22 protein-coding genes are annotated in these 22,641 nt (G+C 55.4%); 9 read left to right on the top strand and 13 right to left on the bottom strand.

Annotated features, from left to right (window positions below):
• Positions 1-3 precede the first annotated feature (3 nt).
• The 4 genes from R6U41_RS12460 to coaD are packed head-to-tail and all read left to right on the top strand — an operon-like array spanning position 4 to position 4,819.
• Positions 4-2,241: an ATP-binding protein gene (locus tag R6U41_RS12460; RefSeq protein ID WP_410270162.1), complete on the top strand. Its 2,238-nt coding sequence runs from the start codon at positions 4-6 to the stop codon at positions 2,239-2,241.
• 37 nt (positions 2,242-2,278) lie between these two features.
• Positions 2,279-3,658: a sigma-54-dependent transcriptional regulator gene (locus R6U41_RS12455; protein WP_410270161.1), complete on the top strand. Its 1,380-nt coding sequence runs from the start codon at positions 2,279-2,281 to the stop codon at positions 3,656-3,658.
• Entirely contained in the window at positions 3,655-4,248 is a 594-nt protein-coding gene (rsmD, locus tag R6U41_RS12450) for a 16S rRNA (guanine(966)-N(2))-methyltransferase RsmD (RefSeq protein WP_410270160.1), read from the top strand. Before R6U41_RS12455 ends, rsmD begins: the two co-directional genes overlap by 4 nt.
• Before the next feature lie 49 nt (positions 4,249-4,297).
• The gene (coaD, locus tag R6U41_RS12445) at positions 4,298-4,819 is read left to right on the top strand and encodes a pantetheine-phosphate adenylyltransferase (RefSeq protein WP_410270159.1); all 522 of its coding nucleotides are present in this window, start codon (positions 4,298-4,300) and stop codon (positions 4,817-4,819) included.
• Here the strand turns inward: coaD and R6U41_RS12440 are convergent.
• Entirely contained in the window at positions 4,771-5,802 is a 1,032-nt protein-coding gene (locus R6U41_RS12440; protein ID WP_410270158.1) for a DUF368 domain-containing protein, read from the bottom strand. The two genes, coaD and R6U41_RS12440, sit on opposite strands and share 49 nt — an antisense overlap.
• Positions 5,799-6,458: a protein-L-isoaspartate(D-aspartate) O-methyltransferase gene (locus tag R6U41_RS12435; RefSeq protein WP_410270157.1), complete on the bottom strand. Its 660-nt coding sequence runs from the start codon at positions 6,456-6,458 to the stop codon at positions 5,799-5,801. The genes R6U41_RS12440 and R6U41_RS12435 overlap by 4 nt, the downstream gene beginning before the upstream one ends.
• Before the next feature lie 151 nt (positions 6,459-6,609).
• Between R6U41_RS12435 and prmA the strand changes: the two genes are divergently transcribed.
• Positions 6,610-7,530: a 50S ribosomal protein L11 methyltransferase gene (gene prmA, locus R6U41_RS12430; RefSeq protein ID WP_410270156.1), complete on the top strand. Its 921-nt coding sequence runs from the start codon at positions 6,610-6,612 to the stop codon at positions 7,528-7,530.
• A gap of 22 nt (positions 7,531-7,552) precedes the next feature.
• Here prmA and R6U41_RS12425 read toward each other — a convergent pair whose 3' ends face one another.
• From R6U41_RS12425 to ftsE, 5 genes are read right to left on the bottom strand one after another with little or no spacing between them, the layout of a single operon-like run.
• Complete coding sequence (locus R6U41_RS12425; protein WP_410270155.1) at positions 7,553-8,680, bottom strand: divergent polysaccharide deacetylase family protein; 1,128 nt, start codon at positions 8,678-8,680, stop codon at positions 7,553-7,555.
• Positions 8,681-8,737: 57 nt separating this feature from the next.
• Positions 8,738-10,144, bottom strand: a complete 1,407-nt coding sequence (locus R6U41_RS12420; protein WP_410270154.1) for a S41 family peptidase — start codon at positions 10,142-10,144, stop codon at positions 8,738-8,740.
• 11 nt (positions 10,145-10,155) lie between these two features.
• A complete protein-coding gene (locus R6U41_RS12415) occupies positions 10,156-11,568 on the bottom strand; it encodes a peptidoglycan DD-metalloendopeptidase family protein (protein WP_410270153.1) in 1,413 nt (470 codons plus the stop codon).
• Positions 11,532-12,410 (bottom strand): cell division protein FtsX, encoded by an 879-nt coding sequence (locus R6U41_RS12410; protein WP_410270152.1) that lies wholly within the window; start codon positions 12,408-12,410, stop codon positions 11,532-11,534. Before R6U41_RS12410 ends, R6U41_RS12415 begins: the two co-directional genes overlap by 37 nt.
• Positions 12,407-13,123, bottom strand: coding sequence for a cell division ATP-binding protein FtsE (ftsE, locus tag R6U41_RS12405; protein ID WP_410270151.1), 717 nt, complete (start codon positions 13,121-13,123; stop codon positions 12,407-12,409). The genes R6U41_RS12410 and ftsE overlap by 4 nt, the downstream gene beginning before the upstream one ends.
• 242 nt (positions 13,124-13,365) lie before the next feature.
• Here ftsE and pyrE point away from each other — a divergent pair, with 242 nt between their 5' ends.
• Complete coding sequence (gene pyrE / locus R6U41_RS12400) at positions 13,366-13,926, top strand: orotate phosphoribosyltransferase (RefSeq protein ID WP_410270150.1); 561 nt, start codon at positions 13,366-13,368, stop codon at positions 13,924-13,926.
• On the opposite strand, the gene queD is transcribed toward pyrE, so the two are convergent.
• Together queD and dnaJ are read right to left on the bottom strand one after the other, a co-directional pair.
• Positions 13,908-14,285 carry a 6-carboxytetrahydropterin synthase QueD gene (gene queD / locus R6U41_RS12395; RefSeq protein WP_410270149.1) on the bottom strand — a complete coding sequence of 126 codons (378 nt, stop codon included), beginning with the start codon at positions 14,283-14,285 and terminating at the stop codon, positions 13,908-13,910. The genes pyrE and queD overlap by 19 nt on opposite strands.
• A gap of 63 nt (positions 14,286-14,348) precedes the next feature.
• On the bottom strand, positions 14,349-15,509 hold the full coding sequence (gene dnaJ / locus R6U41_RS12390; RefSeq protein WP_410270148.1) for a molecular chaperone DnaJ: 1,161 nt from the start codon (positions 15,507-15,509) through the stop codon (positions 14,349-14,351).
• Between the two features lie 201 nt (positions 15,510-15,710).
• On the opposite strand from dnaJ, the gene ubiE reads away from it, so the two are divergent.
• Positions 15,711-16,421, top strand: coding sequence for a bifunctional demethylmenaquinone methyltransferase/2-methoxy-6-polyprenyl-1,4-benzoquinol methylase UbiE (gene ubiE, locus R6U41_RS12385; RefSeq protein ID WP_410270147.1), 711 nt, complete (start codon positions 15,711-15,713; stop codon positions 16,419-16,421).
• Between the two features lie 14 nt (positions 16,422-16,435).
• On the opposite strand, the gene R6U41_RS12380 is transcribed toward ubiE, so the two are convergent.
• The 3 genes from R6U41_RS12380 to R6U41_RS12370 form a co-directional block, all read right to left on the bottom strand.
• Positions 16,436-16,702, bottom strand: a complete 267-nt coding sequence (locus R6U41_RS12380; protein ID WP_410270146.1) for a hypothetical protein — start codon at positions 16,700-16,702, stop codon at positions 16,436-16,438.
• Between the two features lie 324 nt (positions 16,703-17,026).
• Positions 17,027-17,971 (bottom strand): hypothetical protein, encoded by a 945-nt coding sequence (locus R6U41_RS12375; protein ID WP_410270145.1) that lies wholly within the window; start codon positions 17,969-17,971, stop codon positions 17,027-17,029.
• 198 nt (positions 17,972-18,169) lie between these two features.
• Entirely contained in the window at positions 18,170-19,654 is a 1,485-nt protein-coding gene (locus R6U41_RS12370; RefSeq protein WP_410270144.1) for a peptidoglycan DD-metalloendopeptidase family protein, read from the bottom strand.
• 337 nt (positions 19,655-19,991) lie between these two features.
• Here R6U41_RS12370 and R6U41_RS12365 point away from each other — a divergent pair, with 337 nt between their 5' ends.
• On the top strand, positions 19,992-20,861 hold the full coding sequence (locus R6U41_RS12365; protein ID WP_410270143.1) for a DegV family protein: 870 nt from the start codon (positions 19,992-19,994) through the stop codon (positions 20,859-20,861).
• Positions 20,862-20,872: 11 nt separating this feature from the next.
• Entirely contained in the window at positions 20,873-22,339 is a 1,467-nt protein-coding gene (locus R6U41_RS12360; RefSeq protein ID WP_410270142.1) for an amidase, read from the top strand.
• An 11-nt stretch (positions 22,340-22,350) separates the two neighbouring features.
• Here the strand turns inward: R6U41_RS12360 and R6U41_RS12355 are convergent.
• On the bottom strand, positions 22,351-22,641 hold a 291-nt coding region (locus R6U41_RS12355), incomplete at its 5' end, for a 4Fe-4S dicluster domain-containing protein (protein ID WP_410270141.1).

The following is a 22,641-nucleotide window of genomic DNA, read 5'->3' as shown; positions in this document are numbered from 1 at the left end:
AACGTGAGACCCAACCGATACATCACTCCCACCCCCCCGGATCATGAAGCTGACCGCAGACGCCGAAAGCGCGACCTGATCATCATCGCAGTTGTTCTGGTTCTGGTGGGTCTGCTGTCGTATCTCATTGTCAAGCCCATGGTAAGGGGCATGGAAGTGCCCTTTTCGAGCATGATGCTGATGTTTATCCTCATGAACATCGACATGCTCCTGATCCTGCTGCTGATCTTTCTGGTCTTCCGCAACCTGGTGAAACTGTTTTATGAAAGACGCAGCCGGATTCCAGGCACGCGGCTGCGCACCAAGCTGGTGGCCGCCTTTATCTCCCTGAGCCTGCTGCCGGCCGGTGTACTGTTTGCCTTTTCCCTGCATTTTATCTCCAGCAGCATCGGATTCTGGTTCCAGGTCCCCATTGAACAGGCTTTGGACAATTCCCTTGCCGTGGGCCAGAGCATGTACCAGCACGTGGAGAACAACAACCGGTTTTTCCTGGAAAAAGCCGCCTATCAGATCAACAGCCGCAATCTGCTCAAGCCGGATAACAACACGAGCCTGGACAACTACATCCAGATTGTGCAGCGCGAATTTAACATCGATGCCGTGGAGGCCTACGGCGCCAACTTCAGACGCCTTGGCTTTTCCACCGGCCCCGGGCTGCCGGACGTGGCCTTATCCGAAGTCGACGCCAATCAGCTGCAGAAATCCATGGCCACGCCTTCACCGACATGGTCCACATCGGAACTGCTTTCCCACGGAGAGCTGATCCGAAATATCGCAACAGTGCCCTACGGCGCCAAAGGCGATGAAATCAAAGGCTTTGTGGTCATCAGCGTGCTTCTGCCGCCGGATATGGCCGAGCACCTGGCATCCATATCCCGCGGCCTGGAAGAATACAAGCAAATCGAAATGCTCAAACAGCCCATCCGGCTGTCGTATTTCATCACCCTCTCGGTGGTTGCCCTGCTGGTGGTTTTCTGCGCCATCTGGTTTGGCATGTATCTTTCCCGCTCCATTACCATCCCCATCATGGAACTGGCCGAAGGGACCCGGAAACTGGCAGAAGGCGACCTGACTTACAACATCAACGTCCAGGCCGATGATGAAATGAAGACCCTGGTGGACTCATTTAACAAAATGACCCGGGAGCTTCGATTCAACCGAAGGGAGCTGGAGTTTTCCGCCAGAAAACTCTACGAGCAGAACCTGGAAATCGAGGAACGGCGCAGGTACATGGAAATTGTTTTAAACAACGTATCCGCCGGGGTCATATCCCTGGATGCCCACGGTCTGATTACCACCATCAATGCCTCGGCCGAAGAGATGCTCCAGATACAGGCTGCAGAGGTTTTGAAAAAAAGCTACAGGCACCTGCTGAGCGAACCCTATCCCAAGCTGGCCTCTGAAATCATGACGCACTTTTCCAGCCAGTCTGACGACAGCGTTTCCAAGGCCCTGAACCTGACCATCAACGGAAAGCGGCGGACCTTCAAGGTCAATTTCAATGCCCTAAAGGACGACGCCGGCCGTCAGCTGGGCATTGTGATGGTTTTCGATGATCTGACCGAACTGGAAAAAGCCCAGCGCATGGCCGCCTGGCGGGAAGTGGCCAGAAGAATCGCCCATGAGGTGAAAAATCCCCTCACGCCCATTTCCCTGTCTGCCCAGCGACTGAAACGCAAATACCAGAAACAGATCAATGATCCGGTATTTGACGAATGCACCCAGACCATTATCGATCACACGGATCTGATCCGCAACCTGGTCAATGAATTTTCCTCGTTCGCCCGGTTTCCGACCGCCAATCCCTCGCCCTGCGAGCTAAGCCCCATTATTTACGAATCCGTGGCCCTTTACCGGGAAGGACATCCGGAAATTGCATTTTCGGTAAAAATCAGCCAAGACATCCCCGAGCTCAACCTGGACCGCCAGCAGATCAAACAGATCCTGATAAACCTGATTGACAACGCCATTGCCGCCATCCGGGAGCAGGGAGAGATTTCCATTACCGCGGAATTCGCCCCAAAAGACGAAAAAGTCCGGATTGTCGTGGCAGACACCGGAAGCGGAATCCCGGATGCGGACAAGCCTTATTTGTTTGAGCCGGATTTTACCACCAAAAAATCCGGGATGGGCCTGGGACTTGCCATTGTGGCCACAATTGTGGCAGACCATCAGGGCTCCATCAGCACAGAAGACAACCAGTCCGGCGGAGCGCGGTTTATCATTGAACTGCCGGTGTAACCCCGGGCGAAAAAATTTCAAACCAAGGAAAAACCAAATGTTTCCGACCATTCTGATCGTGGATGACGAACCTTCCATTCTCCGTTCCTTAAGCGGTATTCTCATGGACGAAGGCTTTGAAACCATGACCGCAACAAACGGCTATGAGGCCCTCCAGTGCGTGGAGGCCCAGACCCCGGACCTGGTGCTGCTCGATATCTGGATGCCGGGATTAGACGGCATTGACACCTTAAAGGAAATCAAAAACCAGCACTCCCATGTCCAGGTGGTGATGATCACCGGCCACGGCACCATTGAAACCGCGGTCAACGCCACGAAAATGGGCGCTTATGATTTTATTGAAAAGCCCCTGAACATCGACCGGGTGATTGTAGCCATCAACAATGCATTGAATTTCCGGCGCCTGGAGGAAGAAAACCGGTTTCTGCGGAAAAAAACCATTGAAAAATACGCCATCACCGGCAGCAGCCCGGCCACCATGGAACTCAAAAAGCAGATCCAGATTGCCGCGCCAACCGATGCCTGGATTCTGATCACCGGTGAAAACGGCACCGGAAAGGAACTGGTGGCCCGGACCATTCACCAGTTATCGGCCCGCTGCGACAAGCCCCTAGTGGATGTTAACTGCGCGGCGTTAAACGATGAAAGCCTGGAAAGCGAGCTGCTGGGCCATGAAAAGGGGGCTTTTGCCGGGGCGGCAACCAAGAAGTACGGCAAATTTGAACTGGCCCACACCGGAACCCTGTTTTTCGACGAAATCGGCGACATGGGCCTCAAGACCCAGGCCACCATACTGCGGATTCTCGAGGAAAAACAATTTCAGCGCCTGGGCGGCAGCCGCACCATTCCCATTGATGTACGGGTGATTGCCGCGACAAACAAAAATCTGAAACAAGCCATCGGGGACGGCACATTCCGCGAAGACCTGTATTACCGGATCAATGTGGTGCCCATCTCAGTGCCGGCCCTGCGCGAACGCATCGAAGACATTCCGGCCCTGATCCATGTATTTCTCTCCAAAACGGCTGAAGACAACCGCACCCCGGCCAAGCAGATGGCGCCCGAGGCCGTGGAGATGCTCAAGCAGTACGACTGGCCGGGCAATGTCCGGGAACTCAAAAACCTGGTGGAGCGGTTGGACATCATGGCCGGGGATACCATTGGGGTCAAAGACCTTCCTGCGCCTTACAACACAGCAGCCGGGCCTCCGCCGCCGCCGGCCACCCCGACTGCGGAACTGTTTTCCTTTGACCGGCTCAGGGATGCACAGCAGGCCTTTGAAGAGGTATTTATAATACAAAAACTCAAATCCCATGATTTTGACATAAGCAAAACCGCAAAGGCCACGGGAGCTGATAAAACCCGTATCAAAAAGATTCAGCAGAAAATCACCCGGCAGAAGGAACCTGAAAAATGAGAATCATTGCCGGAAAAAACAGGGGCAGAAACCTGTTTTCCCTCCCGAACCGGACCACACGGCCCACTTCGGGAAAGGTGCGGGAAGCCGTATTCAACATCTGCGCCGGGCGTGTCCTGGGCGCCCGGGTGGCGGACCTGTTTGCCGGAACCGGGGCCTTTGGCCTGGAAGCCCTGAGCCGGGGGGCCGGGTATGCGGTATTTGTGGAATCCGACCGCAGGGCTGTGGCCACAATCGAAAAAAACGTGGCCGCCTGCCGGGCAGAGCAGCAGTCCAGGGTGCTGTGCCGAAACATTTTGCAGGATCCGGGATTTTTGTCTTCAACCGGGCTTTTCTTCGACTTGGTATTTCTGGATCCCCCATATAACGCCGGGGCCCTGGAGCCGGCCATAAAAAACCTGGCCGCCGGCGGCGCCCTGGCGCCGGAGGCACTTGTGATCATCGAGCATGCGGCTGCAGATCCCCTTCCAGGGGATCTTTTCGGCCTGCAATGCAAAGATCAGCGCAAATACGGAAAAACCATTGTCAGCTTTCTGTCAAATATGGTAGCAACCCGGAAATCAGATACCGGACCAGCTCCGGGGCAATGACCCCAAAAGCCTTGTTTCTCATCACGTTAAACCAGTCAGGACTTTGATTATGGAAAAAATCGCCATCTACCCGGGATCATTTGACCCGGTCACCAACGGTCACCTGGATATCATTGAGCGGGGCCTGAAAATCTTTGACCGCCTTATTATCACCATACTGGAAAACCCAGCGAAAAAACTGCTTTTCTCCGTGGACGAGCGCATTGATCTGCTCACACGATCCCTTGCCGGGTTTTCAAACGTGGAAATCGCCTCTTACGACGGCCTGCTGGTGGATTACGCCAAGCAGCGCAATGCGAATGCTATTTTGCGGGGCATGCGGGCCGTGTCTGATTTTGAATACGAATTTCAGATGGCCCTGATGAACCGGCGGCTCAACCGGGAGGTGCAGACCGTGTTTCTGATGACCGGATTGCGCTGGATTTTTACCAGTTCGTCCATTATCAAGGAAGCGGCCAAGTTCGGGGGCAATATCGAAAGCATGGTCCCGCCAGTGGTGCAGGAAAAACTGGAGCAGCGGTTTCATTGTTCACTGGGAGGCGATCCCGAAAATTCGGATGAAACCGTCTGATGCGCCGAAGACCACCGGCTTGAGATCCGCTCCATGGCCACCACAACCCCAAAGCCGGCTGCCATCAAAACCAGGGGGATCATCAGCTCGGAAAACACCGGTTCCGGCCAGATATTTCTTTCCGTGATCACCACCAGCTTGCCGTGGATCTGCTCTGTGACCAAAGGTTCTTTCCAGGGCCAGATTTTTCGCATGGAGCCCAGCATCAGACCGGTCAGAGACGCGATGGCGAAATCGGGCCGGGTGTCGAGCACGTATTTGAGCAGCCGGGCAAACCCGGCCAGCCCAACGGCGCATCCCGCGGCCAGAACCGCGAGCATGCCCAGGTTTGCCGGGACAAAGGGATTTTCCACCAAGCCCAGGACATATTCATACTTGCCGAGAATCAACAGGATAAACGCACCGCTCAACCCGGGCAAAATCATGGCGCAGACGGCCACCATCCCGGACAAAAACACGAACCAAATGGTTTCAGGGGTTTGTGCCGGTACCAGGCCCACAACGTACCACGCGGCTGCAGCCCCGGCACAAAACCCCGCAGCCGGCCCTGCAGACCATGCCGTCACCCGGCGCCCCACCGCCCAGATCGAAGCGGCGATCAGGCCGAAAAAAAGACTCCAGGTGGGCACGGGATGATGGACCAGCAAATAGTTCATCACCCGGGCCAGGCTGAACACCGCAATGCCGATGCCGCAAAACAGGCTCAAAAGAAAGCGAAGATGCACCCCGGCCAAAGCGCCCTTGATATCCAAAACAAGCAGACGGTGTATGGCGCGGGCGTCAACGGATTTGACTGCAGCCAGCAGGTCCTGGTAAATGCCGGTGATCAGTGCAATGGTGCCGCCGGAAACCCCGGGTACGGTATCAGCCGCCCCCATGCATGCACCCTTGACCGCCAGGAAAACGGCAGCGCCTTTAGAACGGGGTCCGGGCGGGTCCATAAACACGGATTTCCAGGTCTTGGCGGGGGGACCTGAACTCAAGCGTCTCTCCACCCGTACTGGCCCACAAGCCGAACAAACCGGCATCCACCCAGTTCGCTCTGATGCAGGCCCTGGTCTTCCTTGACAACCTTGATCATTTTCTGGGAAAGGGAAGAGCCTACGGGAATCACCATGCGCCCGCCAATGGCCAGCTGGTCCACAAGGGGCTTGGGGATTTCAGGGGCACCGGCTGTAACCATGATGGCATCAAACGGGCTTTCCTCCCGCCAGCCGATAGTGCCGTCGGAATAACGGGCAATAATGTTGTAGTAACCAAGGCCTTCAAACATTTTGCGGGCGCTTTCATAAAGGGTCCGGTTGCGTTCAATGGTATAGACCCGGTAAGCGATTTCCGCGAGCACGGCCGCCTGGTAGCCCGAACCCGTACCGATTTCAAGGACCCGGTCGTCCTGGTTGAGCTGCAGGGCTTCGGTCATCATGGCCACGATATAGGGCTGAGAAATGGTCTGCTGCTCGCCGATGGGCAGGGGATGATCATTGTAAGCCTGGTCCATGAGGGCTTCGTTGACAAACAGGTGACGGGGAACCCGCCGCATGGCCGCAAGGGTCCCGGGATCGCTCACCCCACGGGTTTCGATCTGGTTTTTGACCATGGCTTCGCGCTGGCGCTGATATCGTCGGGAGTCACCTTCCATAATACATCGATAATTATCAATTTCCCCGGGCCCCGTCAAGCAGTTAAACCGCACCAGCAGGGGAAAAGGGATAAAAAAGTCTTGTGATTTAAACTGCGTCGGCGTATTGCAAGGCCCTATGCAAACACAAACCAAAAAAAGCGGTATACAAATGAAATGGATTCAAACCCGCGTAACATTTGAGTCGTCAGATCCCGAGTCCGCGGCCGCCATGATAACCGATATCTTCTGCGGTATGGGCCTGCAGGGCGTGATCGTGGAAAGCCCGGATGCAGACCCGGAACTGGACTGGGCCGACGATGCACTGCCCCGGCCGCGGCAGAATGCAGTGATCGGCTTTTTCAGAGCAGATGACCAATTGGAACAAAACCGCCGTAAGCTGGAAGACGCCCTTTGCCGGCTGCCGGCATCTGTTGCCGACGCATGCTCGACTCGTTACAGCGATGTGGATGAGCAGGACTGGGCCGAATCCTGGAAGGCCCATTTTCATCCGGTGCGCATCTCCGATCGCCTGGTGGTCAAGCCTTCCTGGCGGGATTTTCAAGCCGGCGTCGATGATATCGTCATTGAGCTTGATCCGGGCATGGCCTTTGGCACGGGAACCCATCCCACAACCGCCCTGTGCATGCGCCTAATCGAAGGCCACCTGCGGCCAGGGGCCCGGGTGCTGGACGTGGGTACCGGTTCGGGGATTCTGCTGGTGGCCGCGGCAAAGCTGGGGGCAGCACAGCTTGAAGGCATTGACTGTGATCCCGTGGCCGTGGATGTTGCCGGACAGAATCTGCTGGCAAACCGGGTCTGCGAGGACTGCTTTTACCTGCACACCGGGGATCTGGTAGCAGACACCCAGGGCGGTTTTGACCTGGTGGTGGCCAACATCCTGACCCAGACCATCCTGCCCATGATCCCCGACATTCCGGGACTGCTCACCGGGGATAAAATTTTTATCACCTCCGGGATTATCGAGGAAAACCTGGATATAATTATTGGCGCTCTTGAAAAACAGGGGTTTACCCTACTTGAAGTGCTCAATGAAGACGGCTGGGTGGCCATCGCCGCAAAACTTTCTTAAATCAGAGATTGGCGACCGCTTTTCAAAAATTCCGGCCGGAAACGATTTCAGAAGCCGGCACCAGCCGAACCTGTTTTTTGATCTCCGGCAGTTTTTCGGTCAATACCTCGTAGGTTTCCGGATAGGGGTGTCCGATGCCCACGGCCTTCCCGTTTTTACGGGCAACAGCCACCAGCCGCTCAAGCTGGCCGCGGATAAAATCAACCTCAGGCACATGATCAAGAAAAACGTCGCGCCTGGCAAAGGGCACCTGAAACAACCGGGCAGACGAACCGGACCGGCTGTCTGCTGCGGTGAGGCTGTCAATGTAAAACAGATTGTTTTTTTTGATAATCGATAAAATCTGATTCATCTGGGCCGAATCCGTGCTCATTTTCGATCCCATGTGATTGTTAACTCCTGAAATATGGGGCACCTCATTGAGGTGGGATTTTAACAGCCTGATGCGTTCATCTGCTGACATTCCGGTCAGCAGGGCCCCCGGACCCGGGTCCACCTCCGGATATTCCCTGGGCTCCATGGGCAGATGGAGCATGACCTGGCACCCCCTGTTGTGTGCGCTTTCAGCAATCTCCCGTTGAAACGGACTTTGCGGCAGAATTGAATAGGTCAAAGGACAGTCAAGGGACAAAAAGTTTGCGGCCACATCCATTTCATAGCCCATATCATCAATGATAATGGCCACCATGGGCCGGCGGTCCGGGATTTGGACGGACGGCGGCGCAACCGGATCCGGCTCCGGAGCTGGAGGCGGCTCGGGGGGAAAAACTTCAAAATCCGGGGTCACACCCTCCTTGACCGTTTGGGGATGGAGCACCTTGACCGGCTCCGGCGAGCGTGACGCCCGGGTGGACTCCACTGCAGCGACATCGGTTTGATCCGGCCTGAGTTCAAACCGGTAATAGGCGGCAATGGCCACCACCACAGCCACAATGGCCACAAAGACCAAAAGATCCCATTTCAGGCCCCGGGCCTGAGTTTTCTGTGTCTTCAAACTCCGGGTCCGGGTCTTTTTCTGACTGTCTGCGCCTGCTTTTTTTCTGGTGGCTGTCTTTTGCCTGCCAGTGGATTTTTTTGTCCTTGTCCCGCTGCTGGATTTTTTTGCCGCACCGGATTTGGTTTTCCGGCTGGTGCTTTTCTTTTCCGTCATCTGGCTGAGCTGTTTCCTGTTTTCTCGATAACTGGGTTTTCGGTAAACGAATCCGGATCAATCGCCCATGGCGGAAAAGACCTCGTACCCCCGTAAAATTTCATAAGCCCGGTTGATCTGAGAGTCGAGCATCAAGGCATCCGGACTCCGATCACTGTGCTCGTATAAAGAATCGCGCAGACGCATCAGTTTTTGCGTATCGGTTTCATCCTCTGTTTGCGCATCCCCGGCCTCTTTTCCGTCGCTCTCAGAAGGCTCGGGTGCCTGACCGTCTTGTTCAAGCTCCATTTTCCCGGGAAGATGATTTTTCAGGTCCCCTTCCTTGATCCGCCGGACATCCAAACCTCCGGATTTTTCATCCAGCAGGCGGCGCTTGACAACCAGGTCCGGATGAATGCCGTCGGCCTGGATGGAAACGCCCTTGGGTGTATAATACCGGGCAACCGTGTATTTCAGCCCGTATCCGTTGCGAAGGGGCCGGACCGTCTGCACCGAGCCCTTGCCAAAGGAAGTGGTGCCCAAAACCAGGGCGCGGTCGTTGTCCTGCAAGGCCCCGGCCACGATTTCCGCAGCACTTGCGCTGCCGCCGTTGATCAGGACCACAATGGGATAATCGGGTTCCTGTTCATCGTCTTCGGCCCTGTAGACGCTTTCCTCTTTTTGGTCCCGTCCCCGGATGGATACAATTCTGCCTTCGGCCAGGAACACATCAGACAGAGAAACCGCCTGGGTCAGCAGTCCGCCCGGGTTGTCGCGCAGATCCAGGATCAGCCCTTTTAAGGGATCTGCGTTTTTCTCCAGGTCTGCCAGGCCCTTTTTGACCTCGTCGGTGGTGTTTTCCCGGAAATTGGTCACCCACAGGTATCCATAGCCCGGCTGGAGCATGATATGGCGGACGCTTTCCATGGGAATCACGGCCCGGACCAGTGTGAATTCCAGGGGCTCGGGCTCGCCTTCGCGCACCACCGTGATCTGAAGTTCTGTGCCGGGCTCGCCCCGCATCTGCTTGACCGCCTCCCACAGCATCATGTCCTGGGTGGATTCGCCCTCCACCTGGACAATCACGTCATTGGCCTGAATACCGGCCTTGTAGGCCGGGGTGCCCTCGATGGGAGAGACCACTGTCAGCTGTCCGTTTTCCTTGGTGATCACAATGCCGATACCCCCGAAATCCCCCCGGGTTTCACTCTGGAGGCTTTCGAAGGCTTCGGGCGGCATGAACGTGGAATGCGGATCCAGGCTTTCGACCATGCCGTGGATGGCTTCTTCGATAAGCTCCCGGGTATCCACCGGCTCCACGTAATTTTTCTCCAGTTCCTCGATCACGTCGGAAAACAGTTTCAGGCCCTCATACGTATCTGCTTTTGACAACTCTCCGTGAACACTGGAGGCCATCAGGAAAACAGCGGCCGCCAGAGCCAGCAGAAACCCTTTTCGGACGGGAGATTTTTTTTCAGAATGCATTGATCACTCCTTTATCCGTTATCTGACTGAATGGATGAATCGATCCATTTTAGGGGATCCACCGGCTTTCCCTGATGGCGGACCTCAAAATAAAGCGCCGGACCGCCCCTGGAGCCGGTATCGCCCACCGTGGCAATCACCTGTCCGGTCTTGACTGTTTCTCCCTGAGCGCAGAAAAGATCACTGATGTGGGCATAGACCGTATGATAGTGTTCCCCGTGAGATAAAATCACCACCTGGCCGTATCCCCTGAGCCAGTCGGCATACGCCACTTTTCCGTCAAAAACGGCCCGTACGGGTTCCCCCCGGGCCGAGCTCAACTCCAACCCATTGGAATAATTCATAACTCCGGAATCCGAAGTTACGGTTTTTCCGAATTTGGAGGTAATCTTACCCTGAACCGGCATCTTTAGCAAGCCCCGATGAGAAGCAAAATCCCCGTCATCCGATTCGTTTTCCGTTTTCAGGGCTGATATGGTTTTTTCCAGCCGCGCAGCCGCATCCCGCAGGGATTCAAGGGTTTGCTGCCGCCCGGACTTCCGGTTTTCCAAAGATGCGATCATCTGCCGGCGCTGGTTGCGCTTTTGGGCCAGCCGCGTGAGCGTCTCTTCATATTCCAAAACCACCTGCTCCTGTTTTTCCCGCTCATCGCGCAAACCGGCAAGCACGTTCTCCAGTTCCTGTTTTTGCTCCTGCATCTGCTGCAGCACGGCTTCATCATGGCCCACCACCCGCTCAATGGCCGCCTTTCGCAAAAACAACTGGCTTGCGGATTCCGCGGTTGCCAAAAGATTCATCCGCCCCAGCCGGCAGAGCTTGTACAAGGCAATGATACGCTCATTGGCATGGGTCTTTCGCTGCTCCAGGTCCCGGCGCAGTTCCCGGGCCTCGTTTTCAAGCATGCGTATACTGGCGCCGGTTTCTTCAGCCTCTTTCATCAGGGACTGCAGCTTCCTCCGGTTTTGGGCGGCCTCCCGGTCCAGGGTTTCCAGGTCTTTTGTGAGCACGGTTTTTTCCCTGGAAACCGCCTTTAGCTCCTTTTGCTTTTCCCGGATACGGCGCTCGATTTCCCGTGCCCGGGCCATGGCCACTTCCAGATCCTCATCTGTTTGATGCGTGACCCGGTGCTCGGTGAATCTTTCCACGTATTTGGCGTGGCCGTAAATATAACCCAGGCTTTCGCCGGCTGCCACCTGCAGCCAATCCCCTTTTTCCATGAGCACGCGTACGCGCTCGTTTTTTTCCAGCACCCGGATGACCCGGGCGTCCGTGTCCGGGGCGGCGCGCACGTTTAACCTGTCGGTCTGCACCACCGCATACTGCTGCAGCCGGGTGCCGTATGCCGGTGCCGCGGCCAAAACCGCAGCCAGGCAGAACACAATGAATCTTAAATGCGAAGGAATCGACGGACGGTGAACCAGCATCCTACCCACCCCACAAACATGCTCGCCATAAGGATCATGAAAATCCATCCCAGGGAAAGAAACCGGATCTGAAACACCGGCAGCAGGCCTCCGGGGGAAACCTGGGGCATCACCGACAAAAAGGCCGCATACAAAAGCGCCAGGCCCGCCACAGCCCCGCAGAGCCCCAGCAGCATGGACTCCAGATAAAGGGGGTATTTCACAAATGTCTCCTCCGCACCAATGATCCGGGTGATCTCGATTTCCTCCTGGCGGGAATAAAGGATGAGCCGGAACGTATTGGCCCCGATAAACATGATGGCCACAATCACCAGGGCCGCCATCACGGCCGCGGTCATGCGGAACAGGTTGTAAACCCCGTAAAACCGGTGAAGCCAGTTGCGCCCGTACTCCACGTCTGCAACTTCGGCCCGGGCGGAAACCGCTTTGGCAAGCGCATCAAAGGCATCCGCGCCGCTCAAATCCCGTTCCGGCCGGATTTCAAGGGCATCGGGCAGGGGGTTTTCCGAAAGATCGCCCAGCAGATCGGTCTGCCCCCCAATCTGCTCCTTGAGCCATTCAAGGCCCTCTTCGCCGGAAACATGGGATACCGAGGCCACCTCCGGTTTTTGCTCCAGCTCACCGGCCAGGGCCAGCGCCTGCTGCCCGGAGATATCGGATTTAAGATAGGCGGTGATACGCACTCCCTGCTGCCAGGCGTCCATGAGTTCGCCGGCATTGACCAGAAACAGGCCAAATGCGCTGACAATAAACACAGCCAGGGAAACGGTGAGAAAACAGGTGCCGTGAAGAAAGCGGTGGCGGACAAAATCGGCCGCGGCCCGGCGAAACATATCCATCATGGACACACCCCGTCGGCATTTCCGGCAGCATCGGCCACCTGCCGCCCGCCTTGCAGACGTATCACCCGGGTGTCAAACCGGGAAATCAGCTCCCGGTCATGGGTGGTGATCAGCACCGTGGCCCCCCGGGCATGGGCGGCACACAAAAGCCGCAGCACCCTTTCGGCCGCATCCGGATCCAGGCTCGCGGTGGGCTCGTCAGCCAGGATGATCTTGGGCTTGCCCACCATGGCCCGGGCCACGGCCGCCCGCTGCTTTTCCCCCCCGGACAGGGTCGGGGGGTAGGCCTTTGCCTGGTCTGCCAGGCCCACCAGTTCCAGCAGGTCCTCGACCCGACGGCGAATCTCAGTGCGGGACTTAAACCCGGCCGCCTCCATGACCAGGGCCACGTTCCGGAAAACATTGAGATGGGCAATCAGCTTGAAATCCTGGAAAATCACCCCGATCTTTCGGCGCAGCACCGGGATCTGCCGGCGATGCATGCGGGTGAGGTTCATGCCGTCGACAATGGCATATCCGCTGCTCATGCGCTCTCCCATGTACAACAGCTTGATCAGGGTGGATTTTCCCGCACCGCTGGGGCCGGTGATAAACAAAAACTCGTTTGTCTCCACGTCAAAGCTCAAATCGTGCAGGGCCCAGCTGTCTCCAAAATGCTTGGAAACCTGGTAAAAGCGGATAATCCGGTTGTCCAGGGGGTCTGTTTGAGTCATGGTTTATATTGACGGCAGGCCTGTTTCCTGTTATTGCTCAATTCAATCGTGCAGGGAGGGCTGCTCCGGTTTTTCCTGACACACCCCCACTGAGGCTTATTTGATACGGCTTCTTCCAATCAGTGGGGGATATTTTTATCGGAATTCGCACTTGAAATCAACTCTTTCTCCCGGCCGGGAAACCCGAAAACATCGCAAAACATACGACAACAGCCCAAAAGCCCGGAAAGCAGGCGTAACCCATGAAAAACGAACTCATTGACCTTTTGTGCAAAAAATCATTTCAATTCTCCGAAGAGCCGGTTTTCAAGCTGGCCTCAGGGCAAACGAGCCATTATTACATCAATTGCAAACCTGTCACGCTCAGTTCCCGGGGTCTTTATCTCATCGGGCACCTTGTGTTTGACGCCTTAAAAGACCGCTCCATTGAGGCGGTGGGCGGCATGACATTCGGCGCAGACCCCATTGCAGTGGCCGCATCCCTGATCTCGGGAACCCGGGGCGCACCGTTTGGGGCCTTTTCCATCCGCAAAACCCAAAAGGACCACGGCATTGTCAAGTGGATTGAGGGCGATCTGTCGGCCGGACAGCGGGTGGCAATCGTTGAAGACGTGGCCACCACGGGCGGATCATCGCTGAAGGCCATAGAAAGGGCGCGCAGCGAAGGGCTTTTCGTGGATTGCGTGGTACTGCTGGTGGACCGCGAGGAAGGGGGAGCGGAAAATATCCAAAAAATCGTGCCCGAGGTCCGCTCCATTGTCACCCGCACCGAACTGCTGGCCGCCTACCGGGACGGCCAGTAAGCCGCGCACGCGTCATCGGATTCCCAGACATGGACCCGGGAGACAAAAATCCCTTCTCCGGGCTCAATGCGCTCGGTAAAGGCATCGGCAATGTAGCGGGCAATGGTTTCCGAAGAGGGATTGGCATCGGCAAAGGCCGGCAGTTCGTTTAAAAACTTGTGATCCAGGCTGTCAATGATTGCACCGAGCCGTTTCTTGATGATGCCGAAATCCATTAACACCCCGGAATCCTGCAATTTTTCCCCAGCCACGAAAAGCTCCACCTTCCAGTTGTGGCCATGGAGGTTTTCGCATTTTTCCGTGACCATCTTCAACTGGTGAGCGGCGGCAAACCGGTTGACCACTTTGAGTTCGTACATCTAAGCAATTCCTTTTGTCAGGACTTGATGGCGCCATCTGAAATCAGACTTTTTATGGTGCCATCAGGACTTGGCGGCTTTGGCTGATTTTGCCGACTTTGCCGACCCGCCTCCGGTTTTGGTGAAAATCCGTTTGATCCGGGATGTCAGTTTTTCAGATTCCAGCTCAAGATACTCGTGCATGAGCTCTTCCTGACGCTTGCTCATGTTTCTGGGGGTTTTAAGGATCACCTCCACGATCTGATCGCCTGGCAGGCCGGTTCGCAGAGACGGGATCCCGTAATTGGTCAGGCTGATGGTATCGCCGTACTGGGTGCCTTTGGGCACCTGGATGGTTTCTTCACCCGTGAGCGTAGGCACCACAATTTCATCTCCCAGGGCCGCCTGAACAAAGGAAAGCTCCACCTTGCAGACAACGTCGTTTCCCCGGCGCTCAAAGGTTTCATGGGGCTTTACATGGATGAACACGTACAGATCTCCGGGAGGACCGCCGTTGAGCCCGGGCTCGCCTTCTCCGGCCAGCCGCAGCCGGGAGTCGTTGTCCACGCCGGCCGGTATTTTCAATTCCACTTTTTTGCGTGCCACCACCTGTTTCTGCCCCTGACATTTTGGGCAAGGATCGGTGATGATGGTGCCCTGGCCCCGGCACCGGGGACAAACACTTTTAACGGAGAAAAAGCCCTGGCTGCGCACGAATTGTCCGGTGCCCCTGCACTGATCACAGGTGCGGGCTTCGGTGCCAGGCTTGGCGCCGGAGCCATGGCATTCGTCGCACACCACCATTTTCTCCAGGTCCAGCTCGGTTTCCCTGCCAAAAGCGGCATCGTTAAAATCGATTTTTAAGTCATAGCGCAGATCCGAGCCCCGCCTGGCACGGGTTTGTCCACCGCGGCCACTGGCGCGGAATCCGAAAAAATCCTCGAAAATGTCGCCAAAGCTGGAAAAAATATCCTCAAAATCCCGAAATCCCCCGGCCTGACCGCCTCTGCCGCCGTTTTCAAATGCCTGGTGGCCGAACTGGTCATAAAGCTGCCGCTTTTCCGGATTGGAAAGCACCTCATAGGCTTCTGCGGCTTCCTTGAATCGCTCTTCGGCCTCTTGATCACCGGGATTGCGATCCGGATGATACTTCAGGGCAATTTTACGGTACTTGGTTTTTAATTCAGCGGAATCAACGTTTCTGTCAACGCCGAGAACCTCGTAATAGTCCCGTTTTTCACTCATATCTGGCTAACCGGTTTTCTGTTGAGGGTTTTGTCGCCCGCTGGTGCGGGGCAACGAATTTCTTACCAAATTTCCCGGAAACAAAGCAAGGCTTTTGCAACCTGTACATGTTGTGCTATGGAAAGTATCAAGCCAAAGGCGGCACGATAAATACACCAGGATGTTAACAACAGGACAATAATGCATCAAATGGAATTGTCAATGAGCAAAAACAATCCTCCCGGCTTTGTAAAAAACATGTTTGGCGCCATTGCGCCTTATTACGATTTTTTAAACCGGCTGCTGAGCGTGCGGCAGGATGTCTATTGGCGGCGGCGGCTTGTGGCAGCCATGGATCTTGGCCAAAACGCCAGGGTCCTGGATGCGGCCTGCGGCACCGGAGACGTGATGCTTGAAATATGGCGCCAGAAACCCGGGGCCCGGGTTTGGGGCATTGATTTTTCAACAGAAATGCTGGGCATTGCCGCCAGGAAAACCAGGCAGGCGGGCAGAAACCCAAGCGGGCTGCTGCTGGCTGCAGACGTCCTGCACCCGCCGTTTGCAGAGCAAAGCTTTGACGGTATCTCCATTGCGTTCGGCATCAGAAACATCGCCCGGCGGGATCTGGCCCTGGAGCAGTTTTTCAGACTGCTGCGCCCCGGCGGAATGATGGCCGTACTTGAACTGTCCACACCCCGTCCGGGGATACTAAGGGAATTGTACCTGCTTTACTTCAAAAAAATCCTGCCGGCCGTGGGGGGTCTTTTTTCCCAAAACATGCGGGCTTACCAGTATCTGCCCGAGTCCGTACTCAGCTTTCCCAGGCCCCGGGCTTTTGCCGGGCTCATGGAAAGCGCCGGGTTCGAAGATGTGAACTGGAAGGGACTGTCCGCTGGCATTGCCACCCTGTACAGCGGGCGAAAGCCGGCCTGAGACAGGCCTGGCTTTTATTCACAGGTAAACGGATAAAAATGATAAAAACAATACCCCCCCGGATCCGACCAGGCAGCCTCGGTTTCAGCCATGCACTGCCCGATCATCTGCCTGGAGGTTTCCTCGTAATCCGGCCGGCTTTCCTCTTTTTTCTTGCAGGCCATGCAGATGGGTGCATGGGTGTAAACTGAAAAAATGCGCCGGTCAGCGGCGCCAAGGGCGGCATTGCACCGGGTGCAGGAAACCACGCAGGACAGATCCTTTTTCCATTGTTCCGTCATGACCATACCCCTTAATCTGTTATGGTTTTCAAGAGGCTTTCAAGGAAGTCCAAGGGCGGGTTCGTTTTTGAAGCGACATTGAGCGTTTACGGAAAAATTCAGCAAATGCCGGAGCTAAAAAATTTCGAACTGTTTGAGGCCGACAGGCCGAGTTTTTGAAATTTTAAGCGAAGGCATTGGCTGAATCCGTAAACGGTCAGGAGCGAAAAAACTGACCCCGGCCGCAGGGCTTCCTTCCTGCAAAAACAGCGGACGCGGTAAAAAGCTTTTTACGTTTCAGGACTCCCGGTTTTTCTCGGGCACCCCTATCCCCGCCAACAGCTGTTAGAACTGGTATTTTTCCTGGAGATCCCGCAATTGGCGGATATACCGCTGCTGAAAAATCAGGTTTTCCTGGGCCACAACATCATTTAACACCAGCTTGATATGAGGCCGGATGTCAATGCCATGGCGGTTTAATCCCTGCTCATTGGCCAGGTCAAGGATCAGCACGGAGTAGTACCGGATCAAAGTGCGCACCATGGGATGCCGGCGCATTAAATAGCTCTTGCCCGAGAGGGTATCAAGGAAAAATCCGGCATAGTGATACAGGCTTTCCTCCGGAATACAGTCCTTTGAACTCTGCCTGCAGCACTGCTTATAGACGTAGTAATCGTAAAAATCGGCCATTGCCGGCTCCACCACGTCCTTTTCCGACTGCAGAATTTCCAGGACCAGTTCCACCCGCTGTTTGTTCAGGGTGCGGAAAAAATGGGCCTGGTTGCGCATCAAGCTCACCAGGTCCCGGGTTTCATTATTGATCAGAGGCGGTTTGGCAATCAGGTCCGCCAGGATCTGTTCAAAGATATCATAGGATTTCTGTTTCTGCCCGGAACCATTGGATCCGACGTTTCGCCTTTTGTCCAGGTAATCAAAAAACGCCTCGATTTTGCGCTCAAGCCGGCGGCAGGAGGAACTCCGGGATTCCATACCAGGGCTTTCACTCAACACCGGCTCCCCAAATACTTCCCGCATACGGGACTCAGAGAGCTCTTCGGATTCGCGACGGCCGGATTTTTCTTCCAGCCAGTCAAGCACCTGTTTCTGCTCGATCTTCTCCCGCTTTTGCTCCTGCTTTTGCCGTTCCTGCCGGACAGCGGAATCCACCCGGTCTTCATGCCACTGCATGAACCGATGCCAGCCCAAAAACACCAGAACCCCGAGCAAAACAAAAATAACAACAACCACGACAATCCTGTGCATTCTGGAACTGAAACTCAGGTTTCCCATAAGGATGCATCCCTTTTCCGGCAGGTTGGGGTTTGCTTTCAGCGCCCGGCATCAGCGCCCGGCATCAGCGCCCGAATATGATTCAACAACTTCCGGCAGCAATATATGATAAAACTAGGGCTTTTTTGGCTCGTCGTCAAAGGCGATTTTGCAGTTTTTCGGAACCGATATTGGCACCGGAAAGCAACAGTGCCCGTTTTAATTTTTTACCGGGGAGTTCTTTTGCCCATCAGGCGCCTCGGCCAGGGCCAGTTTTGACGAATCGGCAAGAGAAGCATAAAGGTTTTCCAGGTGCCCCTTGGTAGCCAGAAATCTTTGCATTTCATCGCCTTCCAGGCCACGGCCCGGCGGAGCTTTCAGAGTGGAGGGATCAATGCTTTTGCCGGCATGCCGGATTTCATAATGCAGGTGCGGTCCGGTGGATCTGCCGGTGGAGCCGACATAGCCGATGGTCTCGCCCTGCTTGACCCGTTTGCCGGATTGAATACCGTCGGCATACCTGCTCATGTGGGCATACACAGTTTCATAGTTATTGGGATGCCGAATATGCACATAGTTGCCGTAAGAGCCACGGGGACCGGCATAGGTGACAACCCCGTCCCCCCCTGCCATGATGGGCGTGCCTTTCGGGGCGGCAAAATCCAGACCCTTGTGCATCTTATTGTATCCGAGAATCGGGTGCCTGCGCATGCCGTATCCGGAACTGATGGCAGCACCGTCAATGGGGGTGACCATCAAAGCCTTGCGCACACTGTTGCCCTTCGAATCAAAAAACCGGGAATTTCCGTCCTGTGTTTCATGCCTGTAAACCCGAAGGGTCCTGCCATTGGTCCGAATAGCGGCGTACAGAATGTCTCCGGCTTCAACCCGCCGACCTTCGGGGGTGGTTTTTTCCTCGTATAAAATTTCAACCCGGTCTCCGGAGTGCAGGTCACGCTGAAAATCCACATCATAGGAATAAACCCGGATCAGTTTCATTAATACCGAAATGGGCAGCCCCTGATCCCTGGCCGCCTGGTAAAGGCTGGAACTGACCTCTGTAGCAAAGCGGGCCGGACGTTTCTCCAATTGACGCTCCACCATGCGGGCTTTGAAACAGTGGTCATTGCCGCGCATGACCTCAACCTTGGTTTTGGCATCCAGTGAAAGCGTTAACACCTGCAGCATGTCGCTTCCCTGAGGTCCCCGGACAAAACCCATGGACAGCTCCTGGCCCTGGCGCAATTGCGCCGGATTAAAAACCGGCCGCATTGCCTGTGTCAAATCATAAGCCTCCCGGCTGCCCAGACCCTTTTTACACAGGATTTGATAAAGCGTATCACCGGCCGCAACCCTGACGCTGGTTTCCTCAAGGGTAGATCCAAAATCCTGATCCCATATCTGCCTGGCGGCGGGATGATTTTCCATGACTGAAGGAACCTTTGCATCCGTAGCCTCTGTTATAGCTGCAGTATCTCTTGTCACGGGACGGAGCAATTCTTTGTCCGGGTTGCGCTCCGGGAAGGCGGCACAATTCGAGATTCCGGGCAGAGAGGCGGGATGGTCCGGGAGCACCAGGGATGCGCACAACAGCAGGGCAATTACAAACAATCCACCAGCGGCCTTTTTTGCCGTTTTTTTCCTGGCCCGGGACCTGCCCAGACAGCGAATGCAGCGCCGATAATGATAAGGCGTATAAATCATAACGTTTTCCCTGTTGCCATCCAATTTCTGCGGCCCCACAGGCAACCATCCGGCCTGTCCGGCACATATTATCTTAAAATAGGATATCGATTTCTCAAAAAAATTCAACACCGGATTGAAATCACAGGCCGGGCAGCAGCCGTGCTGTTTTGCGAAATCATTTGTGCCTTGCCCGTCCGTCTGTTTAGACGGTTTCACCAAACGGCTAATTCTTTACAAGTGTATATAAAATTGCTATATAATGCAACCTTTGAAAATTGTTTAAAAACAGAGGCCCTTTGTTCTGCACTGCAAGGGACGGCCCGCGCGGTCCTGATTAACGGAAAGGAGTTTTTGTATGGTAAAAAAAATTGCGTTGGTTTGTGATTCCACCGCTGATTTCCCCCCAGGAATGGCGGAACAACTGGGCTTAAATATTTTGCCGGTTCACATATTTGTAAACGGCAAGGATCACCTCCACGGCAAAAGCATCAGCAACGCTGAGGTACTGAAGAACCTGCGGAAAAAAAAAGAGGTCTACACCACCCCGTTTTATCCCTTTGAATGCACACAGTTGTACGACCGCTTGCTGCAGAAGTACGACGAGGTGGTTTCTTTTCACCTGTCCAAACATATTTCCGGAAACTACAAAAGCGCCTGTGCAGCCCGGCAGTTTATGGGCGAAAAAGAAGCCGCCCGGGTCCATATTCTGGACCTGGAAAATGTGGCTGTCAGCCTTGCGCTTGTGGTTAAAAAGGCAGCAGAACTTCTCCGAAACGGAACCTCTCCGGCCGCCTTGGAAAAGACCCTGGAGCCCTACAAAAAAAATGCTTTTTTGAGTTTTACTGTGGACAATCTGGTCTGGCTGAAAAAAGGCAGGCGGGTTAATGCATTTGACGCATTTGTGGGCAATATGCTCGCTTTCAAGCCCATCATTGAACTCAAGGAAGGCCGGCTGAATCCGATTGACCGGCACCGGGGCAAAAAGCCCGCTTTAAAGCGTCTGGTTTCAATGGCCGAGGAAGCTTTCAACCAGTTTGACGGAAAATGTGAAATCTTGATGGGTTATGCAGGCAATCTCGAAGAAGTCATGATTACCCGGGAAAAACTGGCCGCTGCCGTTGGCAAACCGGCTGACAGCATCCCCATGGCAGAAGCCGGTGCCACGATATCCGTGCACACCGGTCCCGGCAGTGCCTTTGTTTCCCTGCTGCCCCGTCAGGCCTGAAAGGTGTTGAAATGAACGAGCCGGCTTTTCAAAGCGCATCCCAAACCGCCGCCGCGATCCGGGGCGGCCGGATTTCGGCCGTAGAGATGCTGGATTTATACCTAAAGCGGGTCGAACAATTTAACCCGCAGCTAAACGCCATTGTCCAGACCTGTCCGGAGGCCGCACGAAAACGGGCTCAGCAGGCAGACGAAGCCCTGGCCCGGGGCCGGTCATGGGGGCCTTTGCACGGGGTGCCCGTAACCATTAAGGATACGCTGGAAGTCCAGGGCATGCCTTGCACCTCCGGGGCACCGGCATTGCAGAACCACATGCCCGGAAATAACGCCGAAGTGGTACGGGCCTATCTGGATGCAGGGGCCGTAATTTTCGGCAAAACCAACGTTCCCCTCTACGGCGGCGACCTGCAGACTTTCAACAAAGTCTACGGGCAGACCAACAACCCCTGGAACACCGAACGCACCCCCGGCGGATCGTCGGGCGGGGCGGCAGCCGCCCTGGCAGCAGGACTCACCTGCCTGGAGATCGGAAGCGACATCGGCGGATCCATTCGCACGCCGGCTCATTTCTGCGGAATTTACGGCCATAAGCCCAGCTACGGCATTGTTCCACAGAAGGGACACATACCGCCGGCGCCGGCGATCTTGACCGGTGAGCACGGCATCTGCACAGACATTATGGTGGTGGGGCCGCTGGCCCGGAGCATCCGGGACATTTCCCTGGCAATGGAGATCCTGGTTGCCCCTGAACCGGCCCAAAGGCGCGCCTGGCAAATCCGCCTGCCCGAGGCCCGCAAAAACAGTTTAAAGGACCTGAAAATCGGACTCTGGTTAGATGATCCCGCGTGTCCGGTAGACACTTCAGTGGCCGATGTCATCCAGGCCGCAGTGGACAAGCTTGCCGCCAATGGCACGGATATTGGCAGCAGGCGGCCGGATGTGGATTTTGCCCAAAGCCATGACTGTTTCTTAAGCCTTCTGGCCGCGGTCATGGGCACAGGCACACCTGAGAAGTATTTTGCCAAATGGCGCGAGGATGTAAAAAATCTCTCCGCAGACGACCAGTCCTACCTGGCCAGACATCTCCGGGGGGCCACCCAGCTTTACCGGGACTGGGAGTTCAGAAACCGGCAGCGCCAGCAGATCCGGCAAAAATGGGCGGATTTTTTCGGCGAATTTGACGTGCTGATCTGCCCGGCGGCAGCCGTGCCGGCAATCGAACACGACCACCAGTATATTTATGACCGGCGTATCAACGTAAACAGACAACAGCTTCCCTACATGAGCCTGATGGGATGGGCCGGGCTCATCGGGGTGGCCCACCTGCCGTCCACGGTGGTGCCTGCAGGCCGCACAAAAGACGGCCTGCCCGTGGGCCTCCAGATCGTTGGTCCTTATCTCGAAGACCGCACCCCGATTAAAGCCGGAGAACTGTTTGCCGATGTTCTGGGCCGATTTGTACAGCCTGAAGGCTATTGAATCGCTCCTGATCAAGCACCTATGATCATCGACATTATCTGTTCGTCGTCAAAACCTTTCAGGGCAATGGCCCCTGAGCGGCAGGAAGCCGCGCACAATCCGCAGCCCTTGCACAGAGCGGATTCAATTTCAGCCTTGTCGGTTTTTTCACTGAACCTGGGGGCGGAATAGGGGCATACGGACCCACAGACCCCGCAGCTGCTGCAAAGCCGGGGATTAACCTGAGCCACGGTGCCGCTTACCGGAAGGGATCCGGCTGAAAGAAGCGTTACCGCCCTTGCGGCTGCAGCCTGGGCCTGTGC

The organism is Desulfosalsimonas sp. (genome assembly GCF_046483245.1).
GTDB lineage: Bacteria > Desulfobacterota > Desulfobacteria > Desulfobacterales > Desulfosalsimonadaceae > Desulfosalsimonas.
This window is presented reverse-complemented; position numbering and strand designations above follow the sequence as displayed.

Coding starts and splice junctions, on each gene's coding strand:
- queD (WP_410270149.1), bottom strand. CDS start 14,285: ATGTACGAACTCAAAGTGGTCAACCGGTTTGCCGCCGCTCACCAGTTG.
- coaD (WP_410270159.1), top strand. CDS start 4,298: ATGGAAAAAATCGCCATCTACCCGGGATCATTTGACCCGGTCACCAAC.
- ftsE (WP_410270151.1), bottom strand. CDS start 13,123: ATGACTCAAACAGACCCCCTGGACAACCGGATTATCCGCTTTTACCAG.
- R6U41_RS12420 (WP_410270154.1), bottom strand. CDS start 10,144: ATGCATTCTGAAAAAAAATCTCCCGTCCGAAAAGGGTTTCTGCTGGCT.
- R6U41_RS12360 (WP_410270142.1), top strand. CDS start 20,873: ATGAACGAGCCGGCTTTTCAAAGCGCATCCCAAACCGCCGCCGCGATC.
- R6U41_RS12375 (WP_410270145.1), bottom strand. CDS start 17,971: ATGGGAAACCTGAGTTTCAGTTCCAGAATGCACAGGATTGTCGTGGTT.
- R6U41_RS12410 (WP_410270152.1), bottom strand. CDS start 12,410: ATGATGGATATGTTTCGCCGGGCCGCGGCCGATTTTGTCCGCCACCGC.
- R6U41_RS12365 (WP_410270143.1), top strand. CDS start 19,992: ATGGTAAAAAAAATTGCGTTGGTTTGTGATTCCACCGCTGATTTCCCC.
- R6U41_RS12370 (WP_410270144.1), bottom strand. CDS start 19,654: ATGATTTATACGCCTTATCATTATCGGCGCTGCATTCGCTGTCTGGGC.
- ubiE (WP_410270147.1), top strand. CDS start 15,711: ATGAGCAAAAACAATCCTCCCGGCTTTGTAAAAAACATGTTTGGCGCC.
- R6U41_RS12435 (WP_410270157.1), bottom strand. CDS start 6,458: ATGGAAGGTGACTCCCGACGATATCAGCGCCAGCGCGAAGCCATGGTC.
- prmA (WP_410270156.1), top strand. CDS start 6,610: ATGAAATGGATTCAAACCCGCGTAACATTTGAGTCGTCAGATCCCGAG.
- rsmD (WP_410270160.1), top strand. CDS start 3,655: ATGAGAATCATTGCCGGAAAAAACAGGGGCAGAAACCTGTTTTCCCTC.
- R6U41_RS12380 (WP_410270146.1), bottom strand. CDS start 16,702: ATGACGGAACAATGGAAAAAGGATCTGTCCTGCGTGGTTTCCTGCACC.
- pyrE (WP_410270150.1), top strand. CDS start 13,366: ATGAAAAACGAACTCATTGACCTTTTGTGCAAAAAATCATTTCAATTC.
- R6U41_RS12455 (WP_410270161.1), top strand. CDS start 2,279: ATGTTTCCGACCATTCTGATCGTGGATGACGAACCTTCCATTCTCCGT.
- R6U41_RS12425 (WP_410270155.1), bottom strand. CDS start 8,680: ATGACGGAAAAGAAAAGCACCAGCCGGAAAACCAAATCCGGTGCGGCA.
- R6U41_RS12415 (WP_410270153.1), bottom strand. CDS start 11,568: ATGCTGGTTCACCGTCCGTCGATTCCTTCGCATTTAAGATTCATTGTG.
- dnaJ (WP_410270148.1), bottom strand. CDS start 15,509: ATGAGTGAAAAACGGGACTATTACGAGGTTCTCGGCGTTGACAGAAAC.